15 protein-coding genes and 1 tRNA gene are annotated in these 13020 nt (G+C 58.8%); 7 read left to right on the top strand and 9 right to left on the bottom strand.

Features of this window, described 5'->3' with window-relative positions:
* Positions 1 to 95: 95 nt before the first annotated feature.
* From BMZ70_RS08330 to BMZ70_RS08315, 4 genes are all read right to left on the bottom strand, one after another.
* A complete protein-coding gene (locus BMZ70_RS08330; RefSeq protein WP_130300852.1) occupies positions 96 to 509 on the bottom strand; it encodes a hypothetical protein in 414 nt (137 codons plus the stop codon).
* Positions 510 to 579: 70 nt separating this feature from the next.
* Positions 580 to 1329, bottom strand: coding sequence for a LytR/AlgR family response regulator transcription factor (locus tag BMZ70_RS08325; RefSeq protein ID WP_092272269.1), 750 nt, complete (start codon positions 1327 to 1329; stop codon positions 580 to 582).
* Positions 1317 to 2420, bottom strand: coding sequence for a sensor histidine kinase (locus BMZ70_RS08320; protein WP_092272266.1), 1104 nt, complete (start codon positions 2418 to 2420; stop codon positions 1317 to 1319). The genes BMZ70_RS08325 and BMZ70_RS08320 overlap by 13 nt, the downstream gene beginning before the upstream one ends.
* A gap of 4 nt (positions 2421 to 2424) precedes the next feature.
* Positions 2425 to 4059, bottom strand: coding sequence for a Na+/H+ antiporter (locus tag BMZ70_RS08315; RefSeq protein ID WP_092272263.1), 1635 nt, complete (start codon positions 4057 to 4059; stop codon positions 2425 to 2427).
* A gap of 114 nt (positions 4060 to 4173) precedes the next feature.
* Here BMZ70_RS08315 and BMZ70_RS08310 point away from each other — a divergent pair.
* The 4 genes from BMZ70_RS08310 (at position 4174) to infA (ending at position 6150) form a co-directional block, all read left to right on the top strand.
* Positions 4174 to 4249: transfer RNA gene (locus BMZ70_RS08310), tRNA-Gly, on the top strand.
* 145 nt (positions 4250 to 4394) lie between these two features.
* Positions 4395 to 5363 carry a chemotaxis protein gene (locus BMZ70_RS08305; RefSeq protein ID WP_092272260.1) on the top strand — a complete coding sequence of 323 codons (969 nt, stop codon included), beginning with the start codon at positions 4395 to 4397 and terminating at the stop codon, positions 5361 to 5363.
* A gap of 296 nt (positions 5364 to 5659) precedes the next feature.
* Complete coding sequence (locus BMZ70_RS08300) at positions 5660 to 5881, top strand: hypothetical protein (RefSeq protein WP_092272257.1); 222 nt, start codon at positions 5660 to 5662, stop codon at positions 5879 to 5881.
* A 2-nt stretch (positions 5882 to 5883) separates the two neighbouring features.
* Positions 5884 to 6150 (top strand): translation initiation factor IF-1, encoded by a 267-nt coding sequence (gene infA / locus BMZ70_RS08295; protein ID WP_092272254.1) that lies wholly within the window; start codon positions 5884 to 5886, stop codon positions 6148 to 6150.
* 193 nt (positions 6151 to 6343) lie between these two features.
* Here the strand turns inward: infA and BMZ70_RS08290 are convergent, their stop codons facing one another.
* The 3 genes from BMZ70_RS08290 to BMZ70_RS27945 form a co-directional block, all read right to left on the bottom strand.
* Positions 6344 to 7054, bottom strand: a complete 711-nt coding sequence (locus BMZ70_RS08290; RefSeq protein WP_092272251.1) for a cyclodeaminase/cyclohydrolase family protein — start codon at positions 7052 to 7054, stop codon at positions 6344 to 6346.
* Positions 7055 to 7094: 40 nt separating this feature from the next.
* Complete coding sequence (locus BMZ70_RS08285) at positions 7095 to 7784, bottom strand: hypothetical protein (protein ID WP_092272248.1); 690 nt, start codon at positions 7782 to 7784, stop codon at positions 7095 to 7097.
* Between the two features lie 221 nt (positions 7785 to 8005).
* Positions 8006 to 8260 (bottom strand): hypothetical protein, encoded by a 255-nt coding sequence (locus tag BMZ70_RS27945; RefSeq protein WP_130300854.1) that lies wholly within the window; start codon positions 8258 to 8260, stop codon positions 8006 to 8008.
* A 230-nt stretch (positions 8261 to 8490) separates the two neighbouring features.
* Here BMZ70_RS27945 and BMZ70_RS08280 point away from each other — a divergent pair, with 230 nt between their 5' ends.
* Positions 8491 to 9072, top strand: coding sequence for a DJ-1/PfpI family protein (locus tag BMZ70_RS08280; protein ID WP_092272245.1), 582 nt, complete (start codon positions 8491 to 8493; stop codon positions 9070 to 9072).
* On the opposite strand, the gene fghA is transcribed toward BMZ70_RS08280, so the two are convergent.
* Positions 9062 to 9907: an S-formylglutathione hydrolase gene (gene fghA, locus BMZ70_RS08275; protein WP_092272242.1), complete on the bottom strand. Its 846-nt coding sequence runs from the start codon at positions 9905 to 9907 to the stop codon at positions 9062 to 9064. The genes BMZ70_RS08280 and fghA overlap by 11 nt on opposite strands.
* Positions 9908 to 9993: 86 nt before the next feature.
* On the opposite strand from fghA, the gene BMZ70_RS08270 reads away from it, so the two are divergent.
* Both BMZ70_RS08270 and BMZ70_RS08265 read left to right on the top strand, forming a co-directional pair.
* Positions 9994 to 11178 carry a cation:proton antiporter gene (locus BMZ70_RS08270; RefSeq protein WP_092272239.1) on the top strand — a complete coding sequence of 395 codons (1185 nt, stop codon included), beginning with the start codon at positions 9994 to 9996 and terminating at the stop codon, positions 11176 to 11178.
* Positions 11178 to 12296: a YbdK family carboxylate-amine ligase gene (locus tag BMZ70_RS08265; protein WP_092272236.1), complete on the top strand. Its 1119-nt coding sequence runs from the start codon at positions 11178 to 11180 to the stop codon at positions 12294 to 12296. Before BMZ70_RS08270 ends, BMZ70_RS08265 begins: the two co-directional genes overlap by 1 nt.
* On the opposite strand, the gene BMZ70_RS08260 is transcribed toward BMZ70_RS08265, so the two are convergent.
* Positions 12297 to 13019, bottom strand: coding sequence for a substrate-binding periplasmic protein (locus BMZ70_RS08260; RefSeq protein ID WP_092272233.1), 723 nt, complete (start codon positions 13017 to 13019; stop codon positions 12297 to 12299).
* Position 13020: the final 1 nt, after the last annotated feature.

Here is a 13020-nt window from a genome sequence, read left to right as displayed (position 1 = left end):
GCTCCTTGTGAATGGAGCCAGATTACGGACGCCCACCACGCGCGTCCACCGCGATGGGGCGAAATGGGCGCGCCGTGGGGCGAGTTGGATGGACGCTATCGGACGATGTCGTATTCCTGCGTATCCATGATCTTGTTATCGACCGTGACGATGACGCGGTAGTGGCCGGGATCGAAATTGCCGGCAGGGAGATGCCAGTTCAGGCGCATTGGCGTCTTGTCGAACTTGACCTCTTTTTCACGGATGGCGACTACTTTATCTTCGCTGTACCAGGTCCACTTCACGGCGTGGTTGCCGGCGCTGCCGGCTTGCGGATCCCATTTCAAATGGGTGAGCACCACCACCGAGTCGCGCTGCTTGATTTGCTTCATTGGCGTTTCGTCCCAGCCGCCGCCACCGCGCGCGCTGGTGACCATCCCGCCGGTCGGCGTCATCTGGTCGACGCTGACGGAGGCGCAGCCTTGTAGCATTGCCAGCGCCGCCATCCCTGCAAGCCATATCGTCTTCATGTCGCAACCTTTCCGTTGATGAGATTACGGAATTGTAGGGACACTTAGTTGCGAAGATATACGCGGTTTGTCACCTTTTACATTCCGATACAAGTCGGGCTTCCAGGTCGGTGCGGTATTGGCGGCTGAGCGGGACGCGGGCGCCGGTGTGGAGGATGATTTCGCCGTCGCCTTTATCGAGGTTGGCAATACTGGCGATATGGCTCACTTGCACGGCGGCGCGGCGGTGGCAGCGTAGGAAGCGCGGGCCGAGTTTGTCGAGCAGGCCGGCCAGCGTTTGGCGCATCAGCGGTGCGCCGTCGGCGGTGTGCAGGATGACGTAGTTGTCGGCAGTTTCGATCCACTGGATTTGGTCGACCTTGACCACGCGCGTGCCGCTGCGTTCCGGTACCAGTAGCTGGGTGATGGCCGGCAGCGGGGCGGCGGCCGGAGCGGGCGTGGCCTGCGCTGCTGCGGCGCTTTGCTGTGCGAGGCGTTCGCGCACCCGTTGCAAGGCGCGCTGCAGGCGTGGCTGGTCGTAGGGCTTGAGCAGGTAGTCGATGGCGTTGGCGTCGAAGGCGCGGATGGCGTATTCGTCGTAGGCGGTCACGAACACCACCAGCGGCGCGGGCGAGGGCAGCGAGGCGGCGACATCGAGGCCGGTGATTTCGGGCATCTGGATATCGAGCAGCAGCACGTCGGGGGCGAAGGCGGGCAGGCGTTCCAGCGCTTCCACGCCGTCGCGCGCTTCTTCGATGGCAGTGATGCCGGGCTCGGAGGCCAGCATGCGGCGCAGCTTGTCGCGCGCCGGGCGTTCGTCGTCAACGATCAGGATGCGCATGGCAGCCTCACTTCTGCGCGCACGCCGGCTGGCGACAGCGCGATCAGGTCGAAGGCGGCGCGGCCAGCGTATAGCGCATCCAACCGCTCGCGCAGATTGCGCACGCCGATGCCGCCGCCCGTCGCACCGGCTTCGTCCGCGCCGCGCACCGAGCTGTCTCCCGCCCGGCTGGCGGCCGCAGGAAGCGTGCCGCTGTCGTCCTCGATACGCAGCACCAGTGCACCGTCGGCGCGGTGGACGCTGATGCTGATCGCGGTTGGCTGGCGGCGCTTTTCGACGGTATGCTTGAATATGTTCTCCAACAGCGGTTGCATGCTCATCACCGGCACCTCGCATGCCAGTAGCGAATCATCGATATCCCACGCGATGCTGACGCGATCCGCAAAGCGCTCGCTCATCAACGCCGCATAGCCGCGCAGGATGCGCAGTTCTGTCTCCAGCGGCACCAGATGGCGCTCGCCCACATCCAGCGTCGCGCGCAGCACGTCGGACAGCTGCACCAGCATGGCGTCGGCCCGCGCCACGTCGCTGTACATCAGCGACGATATCGTGTTCAGCGCATTGAACAGGAAGTGCGGCTGCATCTGCTGGCTAAGCCGCAGCAGCTGCGCCTCGCGCAAGGAAGCGTTGGCCCGCTCCACGCGTACCTTCTCGTCCAGCATGGCGTGGAACGACAGCACGCCAAAAGTAATCGCCACGAAAATGCTGAAGAACACCGTCATTTTGATGTCTTCATACAGATAGACCTTGGCCCATCCTTCATGTGTATACGTTTCGCCCATCAGCCCATACACCGCGTGCCGCATGCTGAACGCGGCCGGTACGAACATCACCCAGTACACAGGCAGCCACGCCAGCTGCCGCGCGAACCAGCGTACTGGCGCGTTGGATATAAACACATCATACTTACGGGTGTAGCGGCGCTGCAGGATCAGCAGCACCGTGCCGGTCAGCGCGGACGAGGTCTCCCACAGCATCGGCTTCCAGATGCCGTGATCGTGGTCGCGCAGGTATTCCTGCACCGAAGTGGAAACCATCAGGATCCAGAACAGGGTCCACGCGATGGCGATGATGGTGCGGGTTCTCTGCATAGGATTAACGATAGCGCGCTTCCATCAAATCGATTTCGCGCACCAGCTTGCGCGAGATTTCGTCGGAGATGTGGTCATGCCTGGCCAGGTCCCACACCGTGCGGCGCTCGGCTTCCAGCGCCGCCAGTCGCAGTTCTTTCTCGGCGGAGTCGGTCTTGCGCCATGCCTGCTCGCTTTCCGGATCCACTTCCTTCAGCTTGTGCTCATAGAACGCGATCACCCGTGCCGCCGCTTGCGGATACACTTCCGGATCGACGCAGCCATCGGCCTCCATCAATTCGATCTGTGTTTGCTCGATGGCGCTGATGGCCGCATTGGCCGCCGCGCGCCGTGCCAGATCCTCTTCCTGCTGTTCTTCCGGCTCGGCCGGGAAGGTGACGCCGGCCAGCAAGCGAGGCAAGGCAATGCTGGCCACCAGCAGCGAAATCAGAATCACCGAACAGGCCAGGAAGATGGTCAGCGCGCGCGCTGGGAACGGCGAACCGTCCGGCAGCACCAGCGGCAGCGTCAGCACACCGGCCAGCGTGATGGTGCCGCGCGCGCCGGCCAGCGTGGTGGCCAGCAGCAGCCGTAGTTTGATCTTGTGGCGCGGCTGGTGCCGCATCTTTTGTTTGAAGATGGTCAGCCGCAGCGAAGCCCATACCCACGCCATTCGCAGCGCCAGCAGGCCGCCGGTAATCGCAAACGCATACGCCACCAGCCACCAGCGGTTCACATGGCCGCTTTCCTCCAGCGAGGCGCCGGCGAGACGGAAGATGTCCGGCAGCTGTTCGCCGAGCAGCACGAACATCACGCCGTTGAGCGCAAACTGCACCGTGTCCCACACGGCCGAACGCTGGATGCGGGTGTTGGCGTGCGCATGGCCGCTCAACTCGACGTAGCTCATGGTGATGCCGGCCGCCACCGCTGCCAGAATGCCGGAAGCATGCAGGCGCTCAGCCACAAGGTAAGCGCCGAAAGGAATCAGCAGGTTGACAAGAATCGGGGAACCCGGCGGTTCGCCGAAATGGCGTACCAGCCAGCGCTGCACCCAGGTCACCACCAGCGTCAGGCCGACGCCGGCGGCGATGCCGGCCACCACCAGCCAGACGAAGGTGAGGGCGGCGGTTTCGATCGAGAACACGCCGGTCATGGCCGCCGCCACGGCGAAGCGGAAGCACACCAGTCCCGAGGCGTCGTTCAGCAGCGATTCGCCTTCCAGAATGTGCATCAGGCGCTTGGGAATCGGCGAGCTCGATGCAATCGAGCTGACCGCAATCGGATCGGTCGGCGAGACGATGGCCGCCAGCGCGAACGCCACTGGCAGCGGCATGGCCGGGATCATCCAGTGGATCAGGAAGCCGGCGCCCACCACGGTGAACACCACCAGCCCGAACGCCAGTTCAAGAATAGTGCCCTTGTCGCGCAGCAGGCCGCTTTTGGGGATGCGCCAGCCGTCGAGGAACAGCAGCGGCGGCAGGAACACCAGGAAGAACAGGTCCGGTTCCAGATCGACGCCATGCGAGGACTTGGCCGCGATCAGCGCGCCCAGCCCGATCTGCACCAGCGGCAGCGGGATCGTGCGCGGCAGCAAGCGCCGGATGTAGGCGCTGGCCACCACCGCCAGCAGCATGATCAGTACAACTTCGATCGAATCCATTCCCGTCCTTCTACATAGCAAAAACGGACTAAGCTTACACTATTGGAAGTTCGACAAAAAGTTGGCAGCTGGCTCTGGCGGAACGGAAATCTTTCTGTCATAATATTGCCTTCTGCGGGAGTAGCTCAGTTGGTAGAGCGCAACCTTGCCAAGGTTGAGGTCGAGAGTTCGAGACTCTTCTCCCGCTCCAGAATTCAAGTACATGAAAAAGGAAGCCCACGGGCTTCCTTTTTTGTTGTTTATCGTTCTCCAATACAACATCCGCAACATCCAATACGACAACTTTGCATTGCAAACGTTATACTGGGTGAGGACCACCGAAGGAGACGAAATCCATGAAATCTGTTCAACAGGAAGTTGATGAGCGCAGTAACCTGACCAACTCCAACAAATTCGAACTCCTCCTGTTCCGCCTGGGCGGCGACGCCAAGGGCGAACATTCCGAGCTGTTCGGCATTAACGTCTTCAAAATCCGCGAGATCGTGGCCATGCCCGAAGTCACCGCTGTGGCCGGATCCCCGCCACACATGCTGGGTGTTGTGAACCTGCGCGGACAAATCATCACGGTGCTGGATTTGCCCGGCATCGTCGGTGTGACCCCAAAAACCGGTCTGAATATCATGTTGGTCACTGAATTCGCGCGCACCACGCAAGCGTTCGCGGTCGAGTCAGTGGATGAAATCGTGCGCCTGGACTGGAGCCAGGTGCTGACCGCCGAAGGCACGGCTGGCGGCAAAGTCACCAGTATCGCCCGCGTCGACGGCGACACCCAGAACACCCGCCTGGCGCAGGTGCTGGACGTGGAAACCATCTTGCGCGAACTGGTGCCGCCGGAACGCGACGACATCGATCCGGAAACCATCGGCCCGAAAGTGCTGCTCAAGCCGGGTTCGGTGGTGCTGGCTGCCGACGACTCGGTGGTGGCGCGCAACCTGATCGAAAAAGGCCTGGAAGCGATGGGTGTGCACTTCATCATGACCAAGTCCGGCAAGGAAGCGTGGGACCGCCTGCAATCGATCGCGGAAGGCGCCAAGGCCGAAGGCCTGCCGATCACCGACCGCGTGGCGATGGTGCTGACCGACCTGGAAATGCCGGAGATGGACGGCTTCACGCTGACCCGTCTGATCAAGCAGGATCCGCGCTTCGGCAAGATCCCGGTGGTGATTCACTCTTCGCTGTCGGGCAAGACCAACGAAGACCACGTCAAAGGCGTGGGCGCCGATGCGTATGTAGCGAAGTTCTCTGCCGAAGATCTGGCCGGCACTATCCGCAGCGTGCTGGGTAAGGCAGCAACCGCCGCTTAAACGCAAGCATTGTGGGAAAAGGCCGTAGCGGTGACGTTACGGCCTTTTTTATTAACGGGTTTTAGTCATGCTGCATTCCAGCTAGCCACTGTCGGGATAATTTTGCCTGCATAGGCATTTAAATTTTAACTATCATTAGGTGATTGCTCTGAATTCCTGTGGAGTCCCACTCCCATTTCGGTACTCTGTCACCGTCCTGTCTCCTTCCTGATTAGGCTGCCCCGCCACTCCTGTCTGATGCTCGACCACTGGCTCTACTTGAGAGTTGGGTTCGTTCGTCTATAGCAAGGAGCAGCATGATTACGCATACAGGAACTATTCATTGGTTCAGTCGATTGGAAGACATTGGTCAAATCAGGCCGGATGCAGGGGGGGGGCACGACGTCATGGCAAATATCGATGATTTCGTCGAGACACAAGCTCCAGGGGCGCTGGCCCATAAGCTCGTTGCTTATCAGTTGGACACGTCGGCGCTTGGCGGGCGCGCGACCCAGATTCATGTGGTGCGGCGGCTCTGATCATGGCGAAAGAAGACCTTATTGAGATGCAGGGCGTGGTGCAGGAAATCTTGCCGGACAGCCGATACCGCGTTGAGCTGGATAACGGCCATCGCCTGATTGCCTATTCTGCGGGCCGCATGAAAAAGAATTTCATCCGCATTCTGGCTGGTGATCGCGTAACCCTGGAGTTGTCCGCTTATGATTTGGACAAGGGCCGGATTACTTTCCGCCATATCGACGCACCAAAGGGCAGCGGAGTGCACCGCCCCTTCCGGCGCAGCCGCTAAACCTCGCGCAGCAAGATACGCCTGGAGGGCGTCGGGAGGCAGGTACGAACTTATCAATAAGCATCATCTACGGCCGAGAACTTGTAGAAATGGAGGGCTTGCCCCTGTTGCCCTATAGACGAAAATTTTCATCAACTCTCATCACGTGAGATATTCCGCCATAAAATTAATATTGTTCAATTTTTTTGGGCTTTCAAATACCAACGGGAAGCTCCAGCTGTACAGCCGATATTGCTTCCGCATTAATAGACGTTACGCATTTAAATGCCGCAGCCTGCTTACCTTGCATAGATAAATATAGATCGTGACATCGTGCGATTTTATCTCGTGAATATTTTCTATCTTTAAGTGTTTTTAGGTTAAGGCTAATAATAAATATTCCGGACATAACTCCAGAAACAGCCGCGCTAATCGCAGCCCCTGAGTCTCCTCTCACTGCATGCCATCCGTGGTCAAAGATGATAATTCCATGATCTATGAGACGCATGGAAAGTTCAGCAATTTCGAACGCGTAATCGGTAGCCTTTTCCAATAGTTCATTCGACTCTCGCGAAAAATCGCTTTTCTCTTTTGACGTGGTCGCTTGATCACGCAATTTTCTTAAAGCGACTACTCGATCGAAGTCTCTTGCATCACTTTCGAAAAGTTCTCGGAGACGCGGCTCAATGTCCTCACGTATTTTCTCGATAATAATATCAAAAGTCGCGTCATCCTTCTTGCACTCGGGCTTATTTTTACTAATTGAACAAACAGTCAATATCAGTTTAGCTGACAGCAGGCCCATTAAGGCGGCTGCACTACCAGATCCTGGGGAAGCTTTACCGGAACCAAAGGCCGACAGCAGTTCCGTCGCAGGCTTGGAAAGTAAAGGTGTGTTCGAATCTAATAATTCCTGTTGAGACATGCGGGCTCCGTATTATATTTGCACCCTCGGGGTCAGTTCCTCATTGTTGTGCGTAATTAAAGTTCCGAATAACGCGATACTTGATGTACTGGTTAGTAGCCTCAAGAATTTCCAACTGAGCACCTTTATAGCCTATCGTGGACGATTCTGATAGGTCATATTCAACATTGTTGCTGAATGCTGGCCGAGCAAGGTTTCCCGATGACTCCCTGTATCCGATGTTGATCTTATTACCGACCTTCCCGCTGTAGATGAGAGTTTGTTGGAAGGAGTCCATCGTAAGAATTGGCTTCTTAGTTCTCTCGAAGTTCACTTTGTCATCACAGGACGTGGCATTGAACACCGTAACTATGCAGATCGTTTTGCCATCCTTCTTTGCCATGACGCTCTTCCAAGGGTCTGCCAGCGCGGCCTTATCCACTCCGCCTGCATCGTCACCTTTGGCAGGGAGATAGTATTCAGCACTTTCATCCTCGCCATGTTTTAAGTAATACCCTGCAAGTAAACTATAGGCCCAGCTTACGTCCCCTTTGGTCGAGAGATAAAGCGCATCATGTTCCTTGTATTTCCCTTGCCTTAATAAGGTATCGCCAACACTGCTTATTTGGGTTGTGTTGAGCAGTGGCTCACTAATTGCAGTTACCTTTGCAGCGTAGTTGTACTTAGGTGATGCACAGCCTGCAAGGAAAAGTACAACGAAAAGCACAGTTGGTTGGCGAAAGTTAATCATTTCTTCCCTCTGTTTTTTTATTTAACTAATTTTTTAAAGGCAGCTTTGGCCGAATTTGGCGTCAACTCATCATTTCAAACCTTTGGGGAGTTCCGGCAAAGCGTCATTTGTCAGATTGCCGGAGCTGCCCCTCGACTGTGCCGACTGGCTGACCCCGACTTGCGACTTGGAACTCGACCTCGTGCGGACTTCGTGAACGGTGGCTACGACCACTTGCAATGTCATTTTTTTGAATCGGAATGAAATGCTGCATTTTTCAGGGCATCTCGGTCTTTTTCAGCGTTCACGTTCTTATCAATACAGCTTGCAAATGCGTCGGTGCCTGGCGTGAACCCAAAACGGGTGCAGGCTGTCTTAGCTTTATTTACGTATGCCATTTCTTGCCCATCTTGGTAATCGTTGTATGCCCCCTGAACTTGGGCGCATCCAGCAAACAGAAGAACGCATACAACGGGCATCAATTTGCGAAACATCATAGTTCCTTTTAATTGTTCTACAGTTCTCCAGCCGTCAGCTAGCGATCAACTCGGCTGATTGAGTTTGAGCATAGCATTTTGCGCATCGGCAAAGTTAACAAATTCTCACTCAGGTAAGAAGCGCTTGGGCGTCTCGGCTCTGGGCGAGCAGAGGGCGGGTAAAGAGGTTAGTATGGCGTGGTCACAATGGGAACATTGAGGCCCTTTTAACTTCTAAGAAAGGATCTACCGTGGCAGCGAAAAAGATACTGTTTTTGACGGGTGATTTTGCGGAAGATTACGAGACGATGGTGCCGTTTCAGGCGCTGCAGGCGGTTGGCCACACGGTGCATGCCGTCTGCCCGGACAAGCAGGCCGGCGACACCATCAAGACCGCCATCCATGATTTCGAAGGCGATCAGACTTACACCGAAAAACCCGGCCACCGCTTCACCCTCAACGCCAATTTTGCCGACGCCGATGTGAGCAAGTACGATGCGCTGGCCATCGCCGGCGGCCGTGCGCCGGAGTACTTGCGTTTGAATCCGCGCGTGATCGAGTTGGTGCAGCAGTTCGCCGCCGCCAACAAGCCGATCGCTGCGATTTGCCACGGCGCGCAGTTGCTGGCGGCTGCGGAAGTCATCAAAGGCAAGACCATCTCCGCGTACCCGGCCTGCTCGCCGGAGGTCAAGCTGGCTGGCGCCAACTATGCCGATATACCGGTCGACCAGGCGGTCACCGATGGCATTTTCGTCACCGCGCCGGCCTGGCCTGCGCATCCGGCGTGGATTGCGCAGTTCCTGCAAAAGCTGGGTACGGAGATTAAGCTGTAGCCAGGTTCTTGGCGTGGAAGCGCAGGTGGTCTTCCACGAACGTCGAGATGAAGTAGTAGCCGTGATCGTAGCGCTCGTGCCGACGTAAGGTCAGCGGCTGCGCTGCGGTCATGCACGCGGCTTCAAACGCTTGCGGATACAGCTGCTCTTGCAGGAATTTGTCGCCCAGGCCCTGGTCGATCAGGATGCCGGCCGGGAAGGGCGTCTTCGACTGCGCCATCAGCATGCTGGCGTCGTACTGCGCCCACTCGGCCTTGTCCTCGCCCAGATAGCCGTTGAAGGCTTTCACGCCCCACGGGCATTTCGACGGTGCGGCAATCGGCGCAAACGCCGACACCGAACGGAATACGTCCGGCCGTTTCAGCGCCAACGTCAGTGCGCCATGTCCGCCCATCGAGTGGCCGAAGATGCCGATGCGCGCGTCGTCGGCGGGCAGCTCTTTCGTCACCAGCTCGCGCAGCTCGTGAATGTAGCTGTACATGCGATAGTGCTTCGCCCACGCCGGCTGCGTCGCATCGAGATAGAAGCCGGCTCCGACGCCGAAATCCCAGCTCGCCGTTTCGCCTTCAACGCCAGCGCCGCGCGGCGACGTGTCCGGCGCGATCAGCATCAGGCCCAGTTCCGCCGCCACGCGCTGCGCGCCGGCCTTGATCATGAAGGTCTCTTCGGTGCAGGTCAGTCCCGCGAGGTAGAACAGCGCCGGCACCGGGCCTTGCTCCGCTTGGGGCGGAATGAAAACCGAGAAGCGCATCGGCAGGCCGATCTCGCGCGATTCATGACGGTAGAAGCGCTGTACGCCGCCGTAGCAAGCGTGTTCGCTGACAAGTTCCAGCATATTTATTTCCTTATGTTCCCCAGCGCACAGTGAAAAAGCTGGCAATAGCCCAGAATTGTACAAGTATCTTTAAAAAGGAGAAGTACATGCCGGATATTCAGGTCATTTTGGCCGATCTGGGCTGGCCGCTGGCGATTGCCGTGGCGTGGCTGACGGGGGAATTCGTGCATCGCTGGACGCGCCTACCGCGCATCAGTGTCTACGGTTTGGTTGGTTTTTTACTGGCACAGGCTTTTCCGGATGCGCTCAGCAGCGGCGCTTCCAGCAATGTGACCATCCTCGCGAACTTGGCTTTTGGCCTGATCTTGTTTGAGTTTGGCTACCGCATCAATCTGCACTGGCTGCGGATTAATCCTTGGATCGCGGTCAGCGGGCTGGCCGAATCGGCCGCCACCTTCGGCGTGGTCTACCTCATCTCGCATCTCACCGGCATGCCGCCTTTGACCTCTCTGTTACTGGCCTCGCTGGCCATGTCCACTTCGCCGGCCGGTGTGCTGCGCGTGATTAATGAAGAAGACAGCTCGGGTCAGGTCACCGAGCGCGTGCTGCATTTGGTCGCCATCAACAGCGTGATCGCGCTGTTCGTGTTCAAGGTGGTGGTGGGCTTCTGGGTGTTCCAGACCTCGGGCAGTCTGACGCAAGCGATTTCTCATAGCGGCATCGAGCTGCTGGTGTCGGCCGCGATGGGCGCGCTGATGGGCTTTATCGTGCCGCTGGTGCTGCGTCGCCTTGGCGCGCTGGCACAGGATGGCACCATCGCGTTTGCCCTCGGCGTGATCCTGCTGGTGGCGGCGTCGCGCGCGTTTGACGTGTCGCCGGTGCTGGCAACGCTCACCTTCGGCCTGACGGCACGCCATAAGCGCGTGGCCTTCAGCCGCACCGAGCGCAATTTCGGCGGCATCGGCGAGTTGCTGACGGTGCTGCTGTTCGTGTTCGCCGTGTCGACGCTGGAATGGGAGCGCGTGGTCGATGGCGCCGGCCTGGCGGCGGTTCTGCTGTTGGCGCGCTTTGTGGTGAAGGCACTGAGCGTGGCCGCGTTCTCGCGCGCCGGCGGCATCACCTGGCGCAAGGGACTGTTGACCGGCATCGCGCTGTCGCCGATGTCGGTGTTCGTCACGCTGCTGCTGGAACAGACCAAATACATGGGCATCGTGCTGGTGGATGAACTGGCCGCGCTGGCGGCGATGACGCTGCTGCTGGAAGTGGTCGGCCCCGTGATCACGCAGCGCGCGCTGCACTGGGCGAACGAAACGCCACAGGAGGAAAAATAATGGCATTGGAAGCATTCAAATCATCGCAGCCGCTTACGATGGGCGTGGAGCTGGAGCTGCAACTGGTCAGCCTGTCGGACTTCGACCTGACCGCATCGAGCCCGGACTTGCTGCATCTGCTGGGCCGCAAGCCTTTCCCCGGCAACGTCACGCCGGAGATCACCGAGAGCATGATCGAGATTAACAGCGACGTGCACACCAATCACACGGAACTGGTGAAGCAGCTACAGGTGATCCGCGACACGCTGGTGCAGGCCGGCGAGCAGCTCAACATCGGCATTTGCGGCGGCGGCACCCACCCGTTCCAGAAATGGTCGGAGCGGCGCATCTTCTCCAAGCCGCGCTTCAAGGAAGTGTCGGAGCTGTATGGCTATCTTGCCAAGCAGTTCACCATCTTCGGCCAGCACGTGCATATCGGTTGCGCTTCGGGCGACGATGCGCTGTTCCTGCTGCATTCGCTGAGCCGCTACGTGCCGCACTTTATCGCGCTGTCCTCGTCGTCGCCGTATGTGCAGGGGAATGACACGCTGTTCAACTCCGCGCGCCTGAATTCCGTGTTCGCGTTTCCGATGAGCGGCCGCGCGCCGTTCACGCAAAGCTGGTCCACCTTCGAGCACGAATACTTTGCCAAGATGGAGCACACGGGCGTCATCAAGAGCATGAAGGATTTTTACTGGGATATCCGCCCCAAGCCGGAATACGGCACCATCGAGCTGCGCGTGTGCGACACGCCGCTGACGGTGGAACGGGCGGCGGCGCTGGCGGTGTACCTGCAGGCGCTTTGCCGCTACCTGCTGGAACGGCGTGAGGAAGCGCCGGCGGAAGACGATTACCTGGTCTACAACTACAACCGCTTCCAGGCTTGCCGCTTTGGCCTCGACGGCGCCATCGTCCATCCGAAGACCTACGAGAATTTGTCGCTGCGCGAAGACATCCTGACCACGCTGCGCAAGATGGAGCCGCATGCGGCGGCGCTGGGCGGCACTGCCGGCCTGCAGCATCTGGTGCAGGTCACGCACGAGGGCAGCGACGCCCACTATCTGCGCCAGCAGTTCGACAGCAGCGGTAGCGTGGAAGGCGTGGTGGATGCGGCCATCCAGCGCTTCCGCAGGTCGTGATTATTTGAAGGTGATGGCCTTGTTCAGCCGGTTGATGACTTCATCCGGCACGCCTTTGCTGCACATGATGTGGCGTTCGCCGCCGCGCGGCATGTCTTTCAGCGTCAGCAGGCGCAGGTTGGCGGCATATTCGCCGGCCTCGTGTTTGAGGATGTAATTGCCTTCGTCTTCCGAGACGAACATCATGTCCACCGCGCCTTTGGCCACCGATTGCAGCATCTTGATGGTGGAGGCGGTGGACACGGCCACCACCGGATTCCATTTCTGGATGAATTTGTCGATGCCGCCGTAGGAGTAGTTGTCCTTGACCAGCACGCGGATATCGCGATGGCTCTCCAGTTCGCTGATGCTGCTGATGCCGCGCGCCGCGAAGGCGGCATTGGCCAGCAGCATCCAGCTTTTGTCGCGGTAGATGGCCTTGGTGAATTTGGCGTATTCCATGCGCTCCGGCGTGGCAAACCAGCCGATCGCGCAGCTCAGGCTGTGCGGATCCTTGATCAGCGCCAGTTGGCGGTTGGTCGGCATGCGGGCCCAGCGCACCGCGACGCCGGAGCCCTTGAATGCGGCGGCGGCGGGCGTGCCCGTCAGGCCGGCCGGCGAGCCGTCTGCTTGCGGCAGCAGGTAGGGCGGGCGGTCGCTATAGGTGGCCTGGATGATCTCTTCCGCCGCGCAGGTCAGCGGTGCGAGCAGCAGGCTAGCGGCAACGACGGCGGAGCATTTCATG

Origin of the sequence: Duganella sp. CF402 (assembly GCF_900109645.1) — a bacterium.
In the GTDB taxonomy this organism is placed as follows: domain Bacteria; phylum Pseudomonadota; class Gammaproteobacteria; order Burkholderiales; family Burkholderiaceae_D; genus Rugamonas.
This window is presented reverse-complemented; position numbering and strand designations above follow the sequence as displayed.

What these genes read in the sequence shown, in the direction of transcription:
- BMZ70_RS08270 (WP_092272239.1), top strand. Translation starts at nt 9,994, where the DNA reads ATGCCGGATATTCAGGTCATTTTGGCCGATCTGGGCTGGCCGCTGGCG.
- infA (WP_092272254.1), top strand. Translation starts at nt 5,884, where the DNA reads ATGGCGAAAGAAGACCTTATTGAGATGCAGGGCGTGGTGCAGGAAATC.
- BMZ70_RS08305 (WP_092272260.1), top strand. Translation starts at nt 4,395, where the DNA reads ATGAAATCTGTTCAACAGGAAGTTGATGAGCGCAGTAACCTGACCAAC.
- BMZ70_RS08285 (WP_092272248.1), bottom strand. Translation starts at nt 7,784, where the DNA reads ATGATTAACTTTCGCCAACCAACTGTGCTTTTCGTTGTACTTTTCCTT.
- BMZ70_RS08265 (WP_092272236.1), top strand. Translation starts at nt 11,178, where the DNA reads ATGGCATTGGAAGCATTCAAATCATCGCAGCCGCTTACGATGGGCGTG.
- BMZ70_RS08300 (WP_092272257.1), top strand. Translation starts at nt 5,660, where the DNA reads ATGATTACGCATACAGGAACTATTCATTGGTTCAGTCGATTGGAAGAC.
- BMZ70_RS08330 (WP_130300852.1), bottom strand. Translation starts at nt 509, where the DNA reads ATGAAGACGATATGGCTTGCAGGGATGGCGGCGCTGGCAATGCTACAA.
- BMZ70_RS08325 (WP_092272269.1), bottom strand. Translation starts at nt 1,329, where the DNA reads ATGCGCATCCTGATCGTTGACGACGAACGCCCGGCGCGCGACAAGCTG.
- BMZ70_RS27945 (WP_130300854.1), bottom strand. Translation starts at nt 8,260, where the DNA reads ATGATGTTTCGCAAATTGATGCCCGTTGTATGCGTTCTTCTGTTTGCT.
- fghA (WP_092272242.1), bottom strand. Translation starts at nt 9,907, where the DNA reads ATGCTGGAACTTGTCAGCGAACACGCTTGCTACGGCGGCGTACAGCGC.
- BMZ70_RS08290 (WP_092272251.1), bottom strand. Translation starts at nt 7,054, where the DNA reads ATGTCTCAACAGGAATTATTAGATTCGAACACACCTTTACTTTCCAAG.
- BMZ70_RS08320 (WP_092272266.1), bottom strand. Translation starts at nt 2,420, where the DNA reads ATGCAGAGAACCCGCACCATCATCGCCATCGCGTGGACCCTGTTCTGG.
- BMZ70_RS08260 (WP_092272233.1), bottom strand. Translation starts at nt 13,019, where the DNA reads ATGAAATGCTCCGCCGTCGTTGCCGCTAGCCTGCTGCTCGCACCGCTG.
- BMZ70_RS08315 (WP_092272263.1), bottom strand. Translation starts at nt 4,059, where the DNA reads ATGGATTCGATCGAAGTTGTACTGATCATGCTGCTGGCGGTGGTGGCC.